Origin of the sequence: Rhizobium cerradonense, assembly GCF_030182455.1 — a bacterium.
Taxonomy (GTDB): Bacteria; Pseudomonadota; Alphaproteobacteria; order Rhizobiales; family Rhizobiaceae; genus Rhizobium.
The window spans coordinates 277,237-295,642 of record NZ_JAQJCK010000005.1 but is presented as its reverse complement, the minus strand read 5'-3'; the positions used below and the strand labels follow the sequence as shown (position 1 = coordinate 295,642).

The 18,406-nt window shown below is 59.6% G+C and carries 12 protein-coding genes; 3 read left to right on the top strand and 9 right to left on the bottom strand.

Annotated features, from left to right (window positions below):
- Positions 1-4 precede the first annotated feature (4 nt).
- The 3 genes from PH547_RS14800 (at position 5) to PH547_RS14790 (ending at position 4,388) form a co-directional block, all read left to right on the top strand.
- Positions 5-1,675 carry an ABC transporter ATP-binding protein gene (locus PH547_RS14800; RefSeq protein ID WP_104826664.1) on the top strand — a complete coding sequence of 557 codons (1,671 nt, stop codon included), beginning with the start codon at positions 5-7 and terminating at the stop codon, positions 1,673-1,675.
- A 19-nt stretch (positions 1,676-1,694) separates the two neighbouring features.
- Positions 1,695-3,065, top strand: a complete 1,371-nt coding sequence (gene melA / locus PH547_RS14795) for an alpha-glucosidase/alpha-galactosidase (protein ID WP_104826665.1) — start codon at positions 1,695-1,697, stop codon at positions 3,063-3,065.
- A 180-nt stretch (positions 3,066-3,245) separates the two neighbouring features.
- Positions 3,246-4,388 carry a fumarylacetoacetate hydrolase family protein gene (locus tag PH547_RS14790; RefSeq protein ID WP_285168692.1) on the top strand — a complete coding sequence of 381 codons (1,143 nt, stop codon included), beginning with the start codon at positions 3,246-3,248 and terminating at the stop codon, positions 4,386-4,388.
- 728 nt (positions 4,389-5,116) lie between these two features.
- Here PH547_RS14790 and PH547_RS14785 read toward each other — a convergent pair.
- The 9 genes from PH547_RS14785 to PH547_RS14745 form a co-directional block, all read right to left on the bottom strand.
- Positions 5,117-5,593 (bottom strand): cyclic nucleotide-binding domain-containing protein, encoded by a 477-nt coding sequence (locus PH547_RS14785; RefSeq protein ID WP_104826668.1) that lies wholly within the window; start codon positions 5,591-5,593, stop codon positions 5,117-5,119.
- Between the two features lie 52 nt (positions 5,594-5,645).
- The gene (locus tag PH547_RS14780; RefSeq protein WP_285168691.1) at positions 5,646-8,360 is read right to left on the bottom strand and encodes an ABC transporter ATP-binding protein; all 2,715 of its coding nucleotides are present in this window, start codon (positions 8,358-8,360) and stop codon (positions 5,646-5,648) included.
- A gap of 234 nt (positions 8,361-8,594) precedes the next feature.
- Positions 8,595-9,752, bottom strand: a complete 1,158-nt coding sequence (locus PH547_RS14775; RefSeq protein WP_245464182.1) for a glycosyltransferase family protein — start codon at positions 9,750-9,752, stop codon at positions 8,595-8,597.
- Positions 9,734-10,993, bottom strand: coding sequence for a glycosyltransferase (locus PH547_RS14770; RefSeq protein ID WP_104826670.1), 1,260 nt, complete (start codon positions 10,991-10,993; stop codon positions 9,734-9,736). Before PH547_RS14770 ends, PH547_RS14775 begins: the two co-directional genes overlap by 19 nt.
- Positions 10,994-11,010: 17 nt before the next feature.
- Positions 11,011-12,225, bottom strand: coding sequence for a glycosyltransferase family protein (locus PH547_RS14765; protein WP_104826671.1), 1,215 nt, complete (start codon positions 12,223-12,225; stop codon positions 11,011-11,013).
- A 100-nt stretch (positions 12,226-12,325) separates the two neighbouring features.
- On the bottom strand, positions 12,326-13,501 hold the full coding sequence (locus PH547_RS14760; RefSeq protein ID WP_104826672.1) for an ABC transporter permease: 1,176 nt from the start codon (positions 13,499-13,501) through the stop codon (positions 12,326-12,328).
- Positions 13,498-14,496, bottom strand: a complete 999-nt coding sequence (locus PH547_RS14755; RefSeq protein ID WP_104826673.1) for an ABC transporter permease — start codon at positions 14,494-14,496, stop codon at positions 13,498-13,500. The genes PH547_RS14760 and PH547_RS14755 overlap by 4 nt, the downstream gene beginning before the upstream one ends.
- The gene (locus PH547_RS14750) at positions 14,489-16,405 is read right to left on the bottom strand and encodes an ABC transporter substrate-binding protein (protein ID WP_285168688.1); all 1,917 of its coding nucleotides are present in this window, start codon (positions 16,403-16,405) and stop codon (positions 14,489-14,491) included. The genes PH547_RS14755 and PH547_RS14750 overlap by 8 nt, the downstream gene beginning before the upstream one ends.
- Complete coding sequence (locus PH547_RS14745; protein ID WP_283054127.1) at positions 16,399-18,297, bottom strand: ABC transporter ATP-binding protein; 1,899 nt, start codon at positions 18,295-18,297, stop codon at positions 16,399-16,401. Before PH547_RS14745 ends, PH547_RS14750 begins: the two co-directional genes overlap by 7 nt.
- Between the last annotated feature and the right edge of the window lie 109 nt (positions 18,298-18,406).

Below are 18,406 nucleotides of genomic sequence, written 5' to 3'. Positions count from 1 at the left end.
GACAATGGCTCTCGCACTCGTCAATCCCTTTGCCCCCGATATCAGGCTTGATGCGGCCAACAAGACCGTGCCGCCCGTCATCGACGCCCGCAATGTCGCCGTCAAATTCAAGGTGGAGGACGGCATCGTCTACGCCGTCAAGGATATCTCCTTCCAGCTCTACCGTGGCGAAACCATCGCTATCGTCGGTGAATCCGGCTCGGGAAAATCGGTGACCGCCCGCACGGTGATGGGGTTGCTTACCAAACGCGCCGTCGTCTCGGAAAAATCCACCGTCAGCTACGACGGCAAGAATGTGCTGAAATTTTCCGAACGCGCCCGTCGGCAATTGCGCGGCGATCGCATCTCGATGATCTTCCAGGAGCCGATGAGCTCGCTGAACCCGATCTACACAATCGGCAGCCAAATCGTCGAGGCAATCCGCGTCCATCGCAGGATCGGCCGCCGCGAGGCAGAGAAGCGGGCGCTGGCGCTGCTGCAGCAAGTCCAGATTCCCGATCCTGAGGCACGGCTGAAACAATACCCGCACCAGCTTTCCGGCGGCCAGCGCCAACGCGTTATGATCGCCATGGCGCTCGCCAATGATCCGGATGTGCTGATCGCCGACGAGCCGACCACCGCGCTCGACGTTACCGTGCAGGCTCAGATCCTGAATCTGATCCGCAACCTGCAAAAGCAACTCGGCATGGCGGTGATCCTGATCACCCACGACCTGACCGTGGTCAGGCAGTTCTCCGACTATGTCTACGTCATGCAGCACGGCGAGATGCGCGAGCACAATACGACGGAAGAACTTTTTGCCCATCCGCAACATTCCTATACGCAGCATCTGCTCGCCTCCGAACCGAGGGGACAGGCAAAGCCGTTGCCACCGGATTGCGACACCATCCTTGAAGGCAAATCCGTCAAGGTTGCCTTCATGCTGCGCCACGGCACCTTCCTCAAACCGGATATGCGTGAACTGGTCGCCGTCGACGGCCTCAGTCTGGAGCTCCGCCGGCACGAGACGCTGGGGCTCGTCGGCGAATCCGGCTCCGGCAAGACCACCTTCGGCCAAGCCCTGTTGCGGCTGATCGACGCCGATAGCGGTGAAATCTATTTCGACCGGCAGGCCATCCACGGCCGTTCGCGGGCCGAGATGCGGCCGTTGCGCTCACGCATGCAGATCGTTTTCCAGGACCCGTTCTCCTCGCTCAACCCGCGCATGCCGATCGGCCAGATCATTGCCGAGGGGCTGGTGGTCAACAATATCGGTACCAACAAGGCGGAGCGGCTGGAGCGGGTGAAGGAAGCACTGGTCAGCGCCGGCATGCCCTCGAATATCCTGTCGCGCTTTCCGCACGAATTCTCCGGTGGCCAACGCCAGCGCATCGCCATTGCGCGGGCTATCGCGCTCGAGCCGGAATTCATCCTGCTCGACGAGCCGACCTCGGCGCTCGATCTCTCCGTTCAGGCGCAGATCATCGATCTCTTGCGCAAGCTGCAGGACGAACGGGGTCTGAGTTATCTTTTCATCTCCCACGACCTCAAGGTCGTCCGCGCCCTTTGCCATCGCGTCATCGTCATGCAGCACGGCAAGATCATGGAAGAGGGGCCGGTCGACGACGTACTTTCCCATCCCAAGACCGCTTACACCGAACGCCTCGTGAAGGCGGCGTTCGAGGTAGCTTCATAAGCATTCAGGAGACTTTCACATGGCAGGCAATCCCAAGATCACCTTTATCGGCGCCGGTTCGACCGTGTTCATGAAGAATATCATCGGCGACGTTTTGCAACGCCCGGCGCTGACGGGCGCGAAAATCGCGCTGATGGATCTCAATCCGCAGCGGCTGGAAGAGAGCGCCATCGTTGCCCGCAAACTGGCTTCGACGCTTGGCGCATCGGCCGTTGTCGAGACCTTTACCGATCAGCGCAAGGCCCTGGACGGAGCAGATTTCGTCGTCGTCGCCTTTCAGATCGGTGGTTACGAGCCCTGCACCGTGACCGATTTCGAGGTGCCGAAGAAATATGGCCTGCGCCAGACGATCGCCGACACGCTCGGCGTCGGCGGCATCATGCGCGGACTTAGAACCGTGCCGCATCTCTGGAAGATCTGCGAGGACATGCTCGCCGTTTGCCCCGAGGCGGTCATGCTGCAATACGTCAACCCGATGGCGATCAACACCTGGGCAATCGCCGAGAAATTTCCGACGATCAAGCAGGTCGGCCTTTGCCATTCCGTGCAGGGCACGGCAATGGAATTGGCCAAGGATCTCGATATTCCCTATGACGAAATCCGCTACCGCTCGGCCGGCATCAACCATATGGCCTTCTACCTGAAATTTGAGCATCGCCAGGCGGATGGTTCCTATCGCGATCTCTATCCCGATCTCGTGCGCGCCTATCGCGAGGGGCGGGCGCCGAAGCCCGGTTGGAACCCGCGTTGCCCTAATAAGGTCCGCTATGAGATGCTGACCCGGCTCGGCTATTTCGTCACCGAAAGTTCGGAGCATTTCGCCGAGTACACGCCTTATTTCATCAAGGAAGGTCGCGAAGACCTGATCGAGAAATTCGGTATCCCGCTCGATGAGTATCCGAAGCGCTGCATCGAGCAGATCGCACGCTGGAAGAACCAGGCCGACGAATATCGCAGCGCGGACAAGATAGAAGTGAGCCAATCGAAGGAATATGCTTCCTCGATCATCAATTCGATCTGGACCGGCGAACCTTCGGTCATCTACGGCAACGTCCGCAATAATGGCTGCATCACTTCGCTGCCCTATAATTGCGCCGCCGAGGTTCCATGCCTGGTCGACGCCTCCGGCATCCAGCCGACCTTCGTCGGTGACCTGCCGCCGCAATTGACCGCGCTGATCCGCACCAACATCAACGTGCAGGAGCTGACGGTACAGGCCTTGATGACCGAGAATCGTGACCACATTTATCATGCGGCGATGATGGACCCGCACACGGCCGCCGAGCTGGATCTCGACCAGATCTGGTCGCTGGTCGACGAGCTTTTGGCCACCCATGGCACCTGGCTGCCCGAATGGGCGCGCAGCGACCGCAAGGTTCAGGCCGCTTGAAACCACTCTCCCGGTTTTGCGGCCGGAAAGGCCTCGCAGCATCGCTGCGGGGCCTTGCTTTTTTGTCGTCATGGAGAAGGTGAAAATCCAAAACCCTGCTATCCTTCGAGCCGATCCAAGGTGGCAAAGCCTCTCTGCCTGCGCTAAAAAAACGGGGTGAACCTGGGAGAGAGCAAACACATGGCAAGTTCTGACATTTTCAGCACGGGAATCTTTGTCGGCCGCATCTGGCGTCCTGATGTTAAAGGCCCGGCTGTTGTCGTCGTCCGTGACGGCGCGCTCTACGACATCACCTCGAAAGACACGCCGACCGTGCGTGACCTCCTCGAGAAGGACGATCCGGTCGGTTTTATCCGCGCACAAAAGGGCGAAGCCGTCGCCAAGCTCGATGATCTGCTTGCCACCAAAGCCGACCTGTCAGTCTTCCATCTGCTTGCCCCCGTTGACCTGCAGGCGATCAAGGCCTGCGGCGTCACCTTCGCCCGCTCGATGCTGGAGCGCGTGATCGAGGAGCGCGCCGCCGGCAATCCGGATCTTGCGGAGGCAATCCGCGGCAAGGTCACCGCCCTGATAGGCGACAGTCTTCGCAACCTGAAGGCCGGTTCACCGGAAGCTGCCAAGGTGAAGGCAGCTCTGATCGAGGAGGGCGTCTGGTCGCAATATCTTGAAGTCGGCATCGGCCCGGATGCCGAGGTCTTCTCCAAGTCGCAGGTCATGTCCTCCGTCGGCACGGGTGCCGATGTCGGCCTGCACCCGATCTCAAAGTGGAACAATCCCGAGCCGGAAATCGTGCTGGCTGTCGATAGCCAGGGCCGTGTCAAGGGCGCGACGCTCGGCAATGACGTCAATCTCCGCGATGTGGAGGGGCGCTCGGCGTTGCTGCTCGGCAAGGCGAAGGACAACAACGCCTCCTGTTCGATCGGCCCTTTCATCCGCCTGTTTGACGAGACCTATACACTCGACGACGTGCGCAACGCCGATCTCAACCTCAAGGTCGAGGGCGAGAACGGTTATGTGCTGCATGGGCGCTCATCAATGAAGGAAATCAGCCGCGATCCCCTCGATCTCGTCTCCCAGACCATCGGCCGCCATCACCAATACCCGGACGGCTTCGTCCTCTTCATGGGGACGCTCTTTGCGCCTGTCGAGGATCGCGACACGCCCGGTCAGGGCTTCACCCACAAGGTCGGTGATATCGTCACCATTTCGAACGACAAGCTCGGCGCATTGAGGAACCGGGTGCTGTTGTCGACGGAATGCGCTCCCTGGACGTTTGGAACGTCGCATTTGATGCGCAATTTGGCTGGGCGTGGGCTGATTTGATGGAGACGTGAAGGGAGACTCGGCCGCCATAGTCCCCAGGTGAAAGGAGGCTCGGTTTGAGCAATCAAAGGCGATTTGCAACGGCCATGCTTCAGAAACCCAAGTAGCCGCCGACAGCCTTTGGATTGTTGGGGCCACGCCTCCAACAAAGCACTCAGAGGCTGTATGGCTGCACAGGGCTTTGCTCCAAAGACCCAACATGTGGTCCAGATCGCCGCGATATCGACACAAGCCGGCGGCACTCCGAAACCGTCTTGTCAAGCATAGCGCCGGAGAGAAGCATACCGTTTGTTCTGGGATAGGGCATGCCGTCGGCCCGAAGTATCTCTATGAGGCGATCCAATTCAATCTGTTTCTCACGCTCGGTCATCGCTCTATAGTTCCGATCGCAAAGGATGAACGCCATGAACACCATGACCTGTCCTTACTGCATCAGAGAATTTGAGCGCGTTGAATACCAAGGACAACGTGACAATCGAGGCAATGAGCCATCCATTATCCGTATGAAGGTTGTAGGAAATATGGGACCGAAGATCCGAAACCTCACCCGCTAAGACGTACGTTAGGGGAAAGCCTTCCTGATGTGGTCATGCGATGGAGGTAGCGGCACGCCGCATCATCCTCGCCCATGGCTATGAGTAAAGGGAACGGTGCCCATCAAAGCGGGTGCTTGCGGATGAAGTATGCACTCGCGCGAGACCTGAAAAGGTCGGCACAACGACTAAATCTCAATGCGTAGACACTGACTGCTGTTGGTTCTGGCGGCTACGGGCGGCGGTGAGTTCGGAGGTGGTGTGATTGAGGCGGTCGGCGAGGACGCGCATGATTTCGACGGCCATTTCGGGAAAATCGCTGAGCAGTTTCAGGAAATGCTCCTTGCTGATCTTCAGCGCCTCCAGCCGCGACGTCGCCTTGACGGTAGCGGTGCGGGAGACGTCGCAGAGAATGGCGATTTCACCGACGATGGAGTTGATGTCGACTTCGGCGACCTTGATCTCTCCAGCCGGGCTATCGACAAGAATATCAGCAGTTCCGGAAAGAACAACGTAGGCGGCATCGCCCTGGTCGCCCTGATGAAACAAAACTTGACCGGCATTGTAGCTGACGCGATCCGACGTGAATGCCAAAAGCTTCAACTTTGCGGGTGCGATGCGCGAAAAAATCGGCACCCGCTTTAGCATTTCAACTTCGTCTTTCAGAAGCATGAGCTTCAAACCCCCAGTGTCGGGCCCCAGATACCACCGTTGCAATAGGATATTACGATAACAGTTCTTTGAACATACCGTTTTTCTCTAAAAGATCGGTGGAGGTGCCGCTTTCAACCAGGCTGCCGCGATCGAAAACCAGAACGCGATCAAACAGCTCCGCAAAGCCCGGATTGGATAGGACCCAGACGACGGCGGGCGCATATTCGCTTCTGTCGAGCCCCGTCAGGACAGCGCGGGCGATCTGATCCTGAACGCGATGGTCGAGCGCCGGCAGCGGCCGGTTGCAGATGATGTAATCTGCCCGCTTCAGCAAGGCGCGGCCAAGATTGAGTTTCTGCCGCTGCACGTTGGTCAGCCGCTTGCCGCCGGAACCAACGTCGAAATCGAGGCCGATCGACAATACGCTATCCTGCATGCCCAGCCGTTCGAAGACATCATACAGGATGGTGTGGATACGCTCGGGCGCATCGGCCTGCTGGTGGGCAATTCGGCCGAAAAGCACGTTGTCCATCAATGTCGCCGAGGCGGTGAAGCGCTCGGGGTCGTAGCGCTCGATCACGCGCGCGAGATCAGCCGGGATATGTTCATGGAACTTGGCGCGCGCCTTGACGATCTTGTCCATCAGCGTCTGCGTCAGGAGACCGAAGCGGTGACGGGGTTCGATGTAGGAGAAGCTGAGGCGGATGATGGCCACTCGCTCATCGGGCGTCGCGGCGCTGAAGCCCTTGCCGTTCAGCTTCTGCAGCAACGCTTCGTATGTCGGGATATCCTCCGCGGTCATGAAGGTGAGTTGCTGGAAGAAGGGGTGATCCGGCGGCAGATCGGTGAAGAGTTCGACGGCGTTCTCGGCGATCTCCAGGCCCATGTCGTAGAGGTCGGTCTCGAGGCCGGTATCCGTAAACAGCTTCTGGAAATAGGGATGAGCGGCGAGCTTGCGGTTGGTCATCAGCGGCCGCTTCAGCGTACCGAACAACAGGTTTTCGCCGACGGTTGCCTGCGGATTGTAGGTGTCAAATTCGAACGGCACGACAAGCCCGTCGAGATTTTCCTCCTGCAGTCTGACGCGTAGCGCCTGGCGCAGCTCGACGATACGAGAGGTAAGATCATCATGCGCGGTCGTATCGACATTCGAGCGTAGCGCCATGTCGAGAATATCCTGGGACATGGCGACAGCATCGAGAACAGGGCGGATGACCGAATAGATATCATCCGGACCGGTGGCGCCGGCAGCGCCATAATCGACCCAGTCGCTGCTGAGATCCAGCTCTGGATTGCCGGCGCGGCGTGCCTCTGCCATCTGCCATTTGAGCTTGGTGGCCGCCTCGTCGTCATAATCGGCCGCGGTCAGCGGCGCATGCTTCAGGCCATAGAGAAGATTGTTGCGCAACGTACCGTGGAAGAAGAAGGTGTCCGACGAGGCATAGGCGATACGCCGCCCCGTCAGCGATTCCGGCAGTTCCAGCAAGTCGCGGCCATCGATGGAGATGCGGCCGGTATCCGGCCAGACCAGTCGACCGAGCGCTTCGGCAAGGTATTCGCCACCGGCGCCGCTGTCGCCGACGATCGCGACCGTTTCGCCGGGATGGATCTCGACGGAGACGTGATCCAGCACGCGGGCACCGCTGTCGTCGATCACCGTGAGATTGGTTGCGACCAGCGGATGGGTGATGCGGCCGGCGGGCGCGGGCGAGATAACCTGGATCTTCGGTTCGATCAGGCCATCCACGCTGAACTGCTCGACGACCTGATTGTATTTGACCTGCACGTCCTGGCGCGATTGATCCCAGTCGATGAGTTCCTTCAGCGGCCCCGGCAGGTCCTTGTAGGCGTTGATGACAGCCACGAGCTGGCCGATATCGAGCCGGCCCTGCAGCGCAAAGAAGCCACCGATGGAATAGAACAGGAAGGGCGTGACCTGAGCGAGGAAGTTGTTGATGAATTTCACCAGGAACTTCCACTGATAGAGGTCGTAGCGGATCGAGAAGATCAGCCCGAGACGATAGGCGATGTCGGCGCGCTCCAGGTTGGTGGTATCGTTGGCATGGATGGTGCCTATGCCTTCGACGATTTCGCCGACACGGCCGGACAGTTCGCGCGCAGTGAGCTGCCGTTGACGTCCAAGTTCCAGCAGCCGCTTGCGCATGCGCGGGATGACGACCGCCTGCACTGCGACGATGCCCGCGGCGATCATGCCCAGCCAGAAATTCTGCATGATGATGAACACGAGCGCGGTGATCGCCTGGCCACCGAGAAGCGCCGGCTGCACGAAAGCGTCGCCAGTGAAGCCGCCCATCGGCTCCACCTCGTCCTTGATCATGGTGGCGATTTCGGCCGGCTTCACCCGCTTGAAATGCGCGGGCGGGAAACGCAGCACGCGGTCGATCAGCTCGAAGCGAATGCGGCGCAGCATGCGCTCGCCCAGCCGGCCCTTATAGGTGTTGATATAAAGCTTGAAGAGACCATTGAGGATAACAAGCGCCAGGAAGACCAGGCTGAGCGCGATCAGCATCCAAAAACGGGTGAGCTGCAGGCCCTGAAAGACTTCGAAGTGCCCGAGCACCGGCACGTCGAAAGAAATGTGCATGAAGGTCTGGGTTTGACCCGGACGTTCGAAACCCTTGCCCTGGATTGGCCCATTGACGATCTGCTTCGGCAAGTCGAAGGACAGAAAGTAAGGGATCATCGAAGCGGCGACGATCGTCAGGATCCAGATTTGCTCCAGCCGGGTATTCGACCAGATGTAACGCGCTAGACTTTTTTCCATCGCTTATTGCATGCTTCCAAATTCAACAGTCTTCGCCGCCGGTGTTGACGCCGATGTTGCAGAGGTGCGGGAGGAGTTCATCGTGAATGCGCGCCCCATCTTGAAAACGAAACGTCGCCCGGTCTTTCGTCCAGGCGCCCTTCCGATTCATTGATTTTTCAATTTATATCACAGGATCGCAGAAAACGAGGGGGCAAAACGATAGGTATTGTGACGGATTCATTGCTGCAACCGTTATCTCTGGCGAATGACCGCCGAGGTTCGCTCGGCGCCGGCAAGATCGATATCAGGGTTTGACGGTTTCGGCCTCGACAGCGCTGTCTCCACCGCATCGGCGAGCTGATCCGTCGTCAACCCCGCTTCCGGCAAGGCCAGTGCTAGCCCGAGCTTCTCCAGCCGCTCGGCGCGCACCGATTGCTCCGTCTCGCCGCCCGCCGTGAACGGAACCAGGATGGAGCGGCAGCCGGTGACGAGGAGATCGCCGACCGTGTTATAGCCCGCCTGCGAGATCGACAGTTCTGCCCCCCTCAGCAAGGACGGGAAATCCTTGCGGAAACGGACGAGGTCGACATTGCCGGGCGCATCCCCCGTCAATGCCGCGAAATCCTGCTCCGGCAGGTTCGGCCCCGTGACCAGCAGCCAGCGGCGATCGACGGCCACGCGGCTTGCCGCCTCCAACGAGGCGCGGATCAGGTCGTGCCCGACGGCACCGCCGCCGGCGGAAACCACGATGTCGAAGATCTCGGGCGGCTCGGGCGGCAGTGGCGGCGCTACCAGGCCGGTATAGGTGATCTTGTCGGATATCGCCGAGGTGAGCGGAAATGTCTCCTCCAGTCGAACGAAATTGGGATCGCCATGGACGAGAACGCCATCGAAATGATCCCGCAGCAGCGCCACCGTCTCTTCATCGCGCCCCGGCTTCTTCTGCTGCTGCAGGATATCGCGCACCGAGGTGTAGAGTTTCGGCTTCGGATTGGCTCTCGCGACGGCATCGAGCAGCGGCAGGAGTTCGAAGCGCATTTGACGGCGGCCGAAAGGAAATGCCTCGATGATGACGATATCAGGCGAAGCCGTCCGAAAAGCATCCAGCAATTGGTCGCGGCGCGCGGCCAGAAAGTCCTCGCCGACGGCATTTCCCAACTGATCGGCGAGTCCGGAGAAACCGGCGCTGCTGGCCACCACCGGCGGCAGGGTGACGGAGGTGACATCCGGACCAGGAAAGCCGTTCACCGGCACGCCGCCGGTAACGACCGTTACCTCGCAACCATCCTTCGCCATGGCGCTGGCGATACGGCTGGCGCGGGCGAGATGGCCGATGCCGAGCAAGTGCTGAACATAGAAAAAAACGCGGGGGGACGACGTGTGGAGGGGCGTCATGCGGATTTGCGCCATTGCTCTTCTTTTTGCCACTGATCCTCGAACAGTCGCGTCAATTGCCAGATGCTGGAATGATGGTCGAAATGCTCGCGCACCCGTTTCTCGGCGGCGTCGCCGAGCCGATGGCGCAGCGCCGGGTTGCGTATCGCCCGTTCCATTGCCGCCGCCAGCGCCTTCGGATCTTCCGGCGGCACGACGAAGCCATTTTCGCCATCGGTCACCAGCTCCGGCACGCCGGAAATATTGGTGGAGAGGCAGGCCAGGCGCTGGCTGGACGCCTCGACCAGCACGTTCGGCAGACCGTCGCGGTCGCCATCCGCCGCCACACGGCAGGCAAGGGCGAAGAGATCCGCCTGGCGGTATTGTGCCAGCACATCCTCCTGCGCCATCGCGCCTTTCCAGGTGATGCGGTCGGTAATGCCCAGCGTCTCGGCGAGCGCCTTCAGCTTCGCCAGCCCATCGCCGCCGCCAATATGGGTAAAGCGCCAATGGAGATCGGCGGGCAGCAGCGCCAATGCCCTCAGCAGCACATCGTAACCCTTCTTCTCCACCGCACGCCCGACGCTGAGCAGCAGAGCGGGTTCCAGTGCCTGCGAACCATCGCGATCGGAGTGGTGGCCTGTGAAGGGCGAGAAACGTGCGAGATCGAGGCCGTGATAGCTGAGGTGTACATTCTCGGGCATTGCGGTCAGATCACACATGTGTTCAAAGCCGCTGCGCGTGCAGGTCACCGTCCAGCGGGCGCGTTCGAGCTTTTCCGACAGCTCCCAGTCCGGCGAGGTCCAGATATCCTTGGCATGCGCCGAGCACGTCCAGGGAATACCCGTCATGATGCTGGCATAGGCGGTCACCGAGGCTGGCGTATGGATGAAATGCGCATGCAGCCACTCGCCATTGTCGGGCCATTCATGCGCCAGCACCAGCGCCTGGCCGAAACGTCGAACGCGGTTCGGCGTGATGTCGCGCTTGAGATCGGCCCAGAACTGCCTCAGCAATGGCTTGAAACCGGGCTTTCTGATCCCGGCCAGGAAGGCGCGCAGCACGCGCAGCGGCTCGTTGTGCAGATATTCCGGCAGGTAAACGACCCGCGCCTTGATCTCATCATGGACAGGATGGCGCTTCTTGTCCGTCGGCTTGCGCATCGAGATCAGCGTCAGGTCGAAGCCGGCTCGCTCCAGGCCAAGCAGCTCCTGTGCGATGAAGGTCTCGGACAAGCGGGGGTAGCCCTTGAGGACCACCAGGATTTTTTTCCGCATCGATCGGTTCCGATGCTCTATTCGGCGACGATCGACAGTGGCGGATAGTGGTCGCGGTCGTCAAACCATTCGCCGACGATGCGGGAAATATGGACCAGACCTTCCAGCCGCATGTTCCCGCCGCTCGCCGATGGTGGTGCGCGGGTTGGCAAGCGCTTTAGCGCCGCCGCAAGCTGTTTCGGATCGGCAGACTCCTCCGGCAGCAGCATGTCGACAAGGCCGAGCTCGCTTGCCCGCTGAGCGCGGATCAACTGTTCCTCGCGTGGGCGCGTACGCGGAATGATCAGCGCCGGCTTGTCGAAGGACAGTATCTCGCAATAGGTGTTGTAGCCGCCCATGGCGACGACGCCTTTGGCGCCGGCGATCAGCTCTTCCATCTTGTTGTCGAACTCGATCACCTGCAGACAGGCAATTTTACTCGCGCGCTCCAGCAACTGGTTACGCTCCTTGGCCGGCATGTAGGGACCAAGCACGATCAACGTCTTGTGTTGTAGCGTATTGTCATGCTCGAAAGCGCCGATGACATCGCTGACCAGATCGGCGCCGTCGCCACCGCCGCCGGTCGTGACCAGAATGTAATCCTCGTCAGGCACATGTTCCGACTTCGTGCCCAAGGTGGATACACTACGCTGCAGGAATCCGACGAACTCCATCTTCCGGCGCACGCCGGGCGGCACATCGAGGCCGACAAGCGGATCATGGAAATCCGGCGGGCCATAGACCCAGACGCGATCGTAAAACTGATCGATCTTCTGCAGGGCGTTGTTTTTCTTCCACTCCGCTTCCAACAGGTGCGGCGCGTCCATGACGTCGCGCATGCCGAGCACGAGCGTCGTGCCGCGCGCCTTCAGATATTGCAGGGTCTCCTCGACCTCGCCCTTCAGGCCCATCGGCTCCTTGTCGACGATGAAGATGTCGGGCTGAAAGGTCTCCGCGGTGTGGCGGATGATCGACTGGCGCATCTTCAGCGTTTCCTGAAGATCGATATGGCTTGCCATCGACGTATATTCACCGTCGCGCAGTTTGATGACGCTCGGCACCTTCACGAAATCGACTCGCGCTCGATAATCGAAAGCACCGGCGATCGTCGCGCCGGAAACGATCAGGACGTTCAGCCCGCGATAATCCTCGACAAGCGCGTGCGCGATGGTTCGACACCGCCTGAGGTGACCGAGACCGAACGTGTCATGACTATACATGAGGATTCGAGCATCTTCTAAGCGCCGCTTCATGGGCAAAACCTCAGGAATGAAAGTCATTTTCGCACGTTGTCAGCAAACGACGTCCGCGGCCGCTCTTCGAATTGCAACTCATTTCTGGCCACGCTTTCCGCTATTTGTAGGGATCGGCCGCGTCGCGCAAGCCGTCTCCTAAAAAGTTGAACGCCAAAATGACCAAAATTACCGGGACCATCGGGAAAAGGAGCCACGGGTAAAATGCGATGACGCTGACGTTCTTTGCCTCCGTCAGCAGAATGCCCCAACTTGTGATCGGGGGGCGAAGACCGAGCCCCAGGAAGCTCAGCGCGGTTTCGCCAAGGATCATGCTGGGGATCGAAATCGTCGCCGTCGCGATCAGATGCGACATGAAGCCTGGTATAAGATGACGCGCAATAATACGCGGCGAGCTTGCACCCATCAATTGTGCAGCAAGTACATAGTCCTCTTCGCGCAAAGACAAGAGCTTGGAACGAACTGCGCGTGCCAGTCCGGTCCAATCGAGAATACCGAGGATGATGGTGATGCCGAAATAGACGATGATGGGGCTCCAGGTCACCGGCATGATCGCCGCTAGCGCCATCCACAAGGGCAGGCTCGGCAACGACTGCAGCACTTCGATGACCCGTTGGACGAGAAGGTCGAAAACACCGCCATGATAGCCCGCGAGCCCGCCGATGACGATCCCGAGCACGAAGCTGATGGCGATGCCGATCAGTCCGATCGTCAGGGAGATGCGCGCGCCATAGATGATACGGGACAGTACGTCGCGACCCAGTCGGTCGGTGCCGAGCAGGAACATTTGGCCGCCGACGGCGGGGCAGACCAGATGGATGTTCGCGTCCACAAGACCCCAGAAACGATAGGCGTCGCCATGACAGAAGAAGCGGATCGGCTGCACGTCCTCAGTCTTGTCGGTATAGATCCGCCGCAACGTATCGAGATTGAGCGTCATCTTGCGGCCATAGACGAAGGGGCCGACGAATTCGCCGTTGTTGAAGAAATGCACCCTCTGCGGTGGCGAATGAATGTATTCGACATTGCGGGTATGCAGGCCGTAGGGCGCCAGGAATTCCGAAATCAGAATCATGGCGTAAAGCAGCAGCAGGAAGATGCCGGAGGCGAGAGCAAGCTTGTGCCGCTTGAACTTCCACCACATCAGCCGCTTCTGCGAGGCCTGGTAGTAACGCGCCTGACCGGCCGACATGGCCTCGAACTGCTCCGGATCGAAGGCGGCGGTTGAAACGTAATGCTCTAGCGGGGCGCCTGGGCGCGGCAGGGGTGCGTTCACTTTGTGCTCCTGCCTTGCAAGCGGATGCGGGGATCGAGGAAGCCGAGGGCGATATCGGAGATCAACACGCCGATAACGTTCAGGAAAGCGAGGAACATCAGGAACGAGCCGGCGAGATACATATCCTGGCTTTGCAACGCCTTGATCAGCATCGGCCCGGTCGTCTCCAGAGACAGCACGATGGCGGTGATTTCGGCGCCGGAAATGATCGACGGCAGGATCGAGCCAATATCGGCGACGAAGAAATTAAGCGCCATGCGCAGTGGATATTTCACCAGTGCCCGGAGCGGGTGCAACCCCTTCGCGCGGGCGGTGATGACATATTGCTTCTGCATTTCGTCGAGCAGGTTGGCGCGCAGGCGTCTGATCATGCCGGCGGTGCCAGCAGTGCCGACGATGATGACGGGAATCCACAGATGCGAGAGGATCGAGCGCGCCTTTTCCCAGCTCATCGGCTGCGATAGATATTTCTGATCCATCAGATGGCCGATGGTGACGCCGAACCAGATATTGGCGAAATACATCAGGATCAGCGCCAGCATGAAATTCGGAATTGCGATGCCGAGCAGGCCGAGGAAAGTCAGGCCGTAGTCACCCCAGCTATATTGATGGGTGGCGGAGTAGATGCCGATGGGGAAGGCGACCAGCCACGTCAACATGATCGTCGTCATCGAAACAAGGATCGTCAGCCACAACCTGTCGCCGACGACCTCCGAGACCGGCAGTTGATATTCGAAGGAATAGCCGAAATCGCCATGCAGCATGCCGGCGACCCAATAGACATATTGCAAGGCAATGGGCTTATCGAGCCCGTATTCGTGGCGAAGATCCTGGATCTCTTGCAGATTGGCACTCTCGCCCTGCGCGCGAAGTTCGGCGATCTGGCTTTCGAAGAAATCGCCTGGCGGCAACTGGATGATGGTGAAGACCAACATCGAGATGACGAGCAGCGTCGGAACCATCACCGCAAGGCGCCAAAGGATATATTTAAACACGCGGTTGATCCTCCTTCAGCCAGAAGGTGTCAGGCATATAGACGCCGAGATAGCAGGTCGGATCGAAACCGTAGAGCGCTTTTTCCGGCACATTCTGCAAACGTGACGCACGCACGACCGGCTGCAGCGTGCCATTGATCAGGCCGATGGAAAAGACCTGATCGGTATAGAGCTCCAGCATCTGATGCCAGATTCCGGCCCGCTCGAAGGATGAAGTCGACTCGCCCCATTTTCCCAGCAGCTCGACGAGCTTCTTGACCTCCGGCAGATCGGGTGCCGTGCCCTGAGTGCCGCGGGAGAGATAATACATGCCCCAGAGCGGCCATTGCATCTGGTCGTCCATGGTCGGCGCAAGCTGGCCGGGATTCATGTCGGCGGTCGCCACTCCATTGTCGAGGCCGTACCAGATCGACATCATGACGCGCCCGCCCATGGCGCGGCTGCGGAAGATGTCGCGCTGCGATGTGCGGGTGAAGAGCGCGATGCCGACTTTGCGCCAGTGGTCGATGACGAGCTCCAGCACATCGGTGTCGAGGGTGCTTTCGCCGGCGGTCTCAACGGTGATTTCTGCCCGTCGACCATCCGGCAGCAGGCGAATGCCGTCCGCATCGCGCTTATCGAGGCCGGCGGCATCGAGCAAGGTGTTGGCCTGGGCCGGATCATGGGCGATCCAGGCCTTGGCATATTCCGGCTTATAGAGCGGGCTTTCCGGCAGCACGGTGTCGGCGCTTTCGGTGCCGAGGCCATAGAAAACCGCCATATTGATCTCGTGGCGGTCGATAGCCAGCGACAAGGCGCGGCGCACCCGCACGTCGCACAACACCTGCCGCCAGACCGGATCGGCGCTATTGAGGTTTGGCATCAGCGCCACGCGCGACCCGCGCGTCGCCTTCCAAAGATTGACCTTGATCGGATAACGTTTCTCCGCGTCCCGCAGGAAGGTGTAGTCGTCGAAATCGATACCGGTCGCCTGCAAATCGCTTTCGCCGGTGCCGGCCTTGGCCGAAATGATCGCGGATGAGCTGACGTTTAGAACAAAGCGATCGACATACGGCAATTGCTTGCCGTTTTCATCGATGCGATGGAAATAGGGATTGCGCTCGAACACGAATTGCTCGGCCGGCGGTGCGGTCGTGTTGTGCCAGGGATCCAGCACCGGCAGCTCGGGATTTTCCTGACGATAGACGCGGGCCATCTTGATGTGCAGGTCAGCGACTTTCTTGACGCGATACTGCTTCATAAGCGCCGAAAGGCGGATATCGTCTTGATATTTCGGATGGAACTGCTTGAGATAATGGCTGGGGCCGACCAGCACCAAGGCTTGCGGCGCGGCAAGATTTGGCAGGAAATACGGATTGGGCTGGTCCCAGCTATAACGCACGGTCAGCTCATCGATGACTTCGAAGCGCGGCAGATCGCCATGCGGACGCAGCTCCAGCGCGCCACCGCCCGGCGTCAACTTCTTGTTCAGAATGACATCTTCCCACCAATAGCGGAAATCGTCTGATGTGAACGGATGGCCGTCCGACCACTTATGACCCTCACGCAGCTTGAAGGTGAAAATACAGTCGTTTTCAACCGTGTAGGATTCGAGGATATCCGGCTGCAGCGTCAGCGTCTGATCATAACCCACCAGACGGGCATAACCGTAGACATTCATAAGACGCAGATCGTTCTGGCCGCCGATGAGCATGCGTATCGAGCCGCCATAGCGGCCGCGCTCGCGACCGAGTGCGGCGAGATTGATGATACGGGGCATCTTCGGCAGGCGCTGCGCCAGCGGCGGCATCTGGCCGGCCCGCAGCCAGTCGTGCAGGAAGTCGGGTTCATTGTCGGCATCCGCCGCGACAGCCGGCAGCGGCAACACGGAAGATGCAAGAAAACCGAGAAAGGTTCGACGGGTTACCACGTGCGTAATTCCTGAACATCGGCGCCGCGGCGAGCGCGCACGAAATGACCGCCGCCAAGATCGGCGTAGGCGAGGTCACCGCCTTCGTCCTCTGCAAATTGCGGCCCCCAACTCTGCTTGGCGGCCGGACCTTCGGCATTCAAGGCGGAGAAATCAAGCGGCCGGTCGAGATCGGGGAAGGGGACTGCTGCGAGCAGAGAGCGGGTGTAGGGATGGACGGGATCGCGCAGGATGATCTCCCGCGGCGCGATTTCGACGATGCGGCCGCGGGCCATGACGGCGATGCGGTCCGCCATATAGTCGACGACGGCGAGATTGTGCGAGATGAATAGATAAGTGAGGCCAAGTTCCTTCTGCAAATCCTTGAGAAGATTGAGGATCTGCGCCTGAACTGAGACGTCGAGCGCCGAGACGGGCTCGTCGAGGATCAGGAGCTTCGGCCCGAGCGCCAGGGCGCGGGCGATGCCGATGCGCTGGCGCTGGCCGCCGGAAAAGCTGTGGGGGTAGCGGCTCAAATAGTGCTGATCGAGCCCGATCGCCTGCATCAGTCCCTTGACCTTCTCCTTGCGCTCACTGCTGTCGCCGTGCTCATGGATTTCAAGGGGTTCACTCAGAATATTGCGGATCGTCATGCGCGGTGACAGGGATGAAACCGGATCCTGGAATACCATCTGGATCTTGGTCCGGAGCTCCATGAGATCGTCGCCCTTGACCGCCAGCACATCGATCTTGCCGTCGCCGTCGTCGAACGTCACCGAACCGTCATCCGCGCTGACGGCGCGCATCAAAATCTTGCTAATCGTCGTCTTCCCGCATCCGCTTTCGCCGACGAGGCCCAGACATTCGCCGCGGCGGATGTCGAAGCTGACATCGTCGACGGCGCGGAACTTCGTGCCCGCCCGCCGTCCGAACAGCCCGCTTCCTTTCGAGGTATAGGTCTTGGTGAGATTGCGCACCGAGAGCAGCATCTGCGCGGCGTCGCCGTTGGTCTTGGCCGATTTCTTCTTGCCCGAGAACGTGCCGATATTGACCGGCACGTCGCGAAGCGATTTCAGCCGCTCCCCGGGTTTCATGTCGAAATGCGGCACCGCCGACATCAACGCCTTCAGATATCGATGCTGTGGCTGGCGGAAGATCGTATCGACCGGTCCGACCTCCATGATCTCGCCATGATAGATGACCACGACCTCGTCGGCCATATTGGCGACGACGCCAAGATCATGGGTGATCAGCAGTATGGCCATGTTGAACTTTTGCTGCAGGTTGCGCAGCAGGCCGAGGATCTGCGCCTGGATCGTAACGTCCAATGCCGTCGTTGGCTCGTCGGCGATGAGAAGCGCCGGATTGCAGATCAGCGCCATGGCGATCATCGCGCGCTGACGCATGCCGCCGGACAGTTCGAACGGGTACATGTCGAAGGTGCGGTGCGGGTTCTGAAAGCCGACGAGGCCCAGCATCTCCTCGGTCTTTTCGCGCTGCTCGGCCTTGCTGATGGCCGGATTATGGATGCGAAGCGCCTCGCTGATCTGATTGCCAACCGTATGCAGCGGCGAGAGCGAGGTCATCGGCTCTTGAAAAATATTGGCCATACGCGCGCCGCGAAGCTGGCGCATCTCCATGCTGTCGCGTGGCAACTGCAGAACGTCGGTTGTCACGCCATCGAGCGGATCAGTAAAAAGAATGCGGCCCGTTGCCTTAGCCGGTGTCGGCAGGATACCCATGATCGACTGGCTGATGATCGATTTGCCGGAACCGGACTCGCCCACCAGCGCCGTTACCTTACCGGGAAGCACCCGGAGATTGGCGCTTTTGACCACCCGCAACTTGTCGCCGTAGATCGAGAACGAGACGTCGAGGTTCTCGATACGCAATAAATCAGTCCCTGACGCCATACTATAGTAGTTCCCGCTTACACGACCTTATGGCCCCGTATGGCACACTAACGTAGCCCATAACGGGTGTCCAGTTAGTCAAAGGGCTGTGCATCAACCGTTAAAAAAC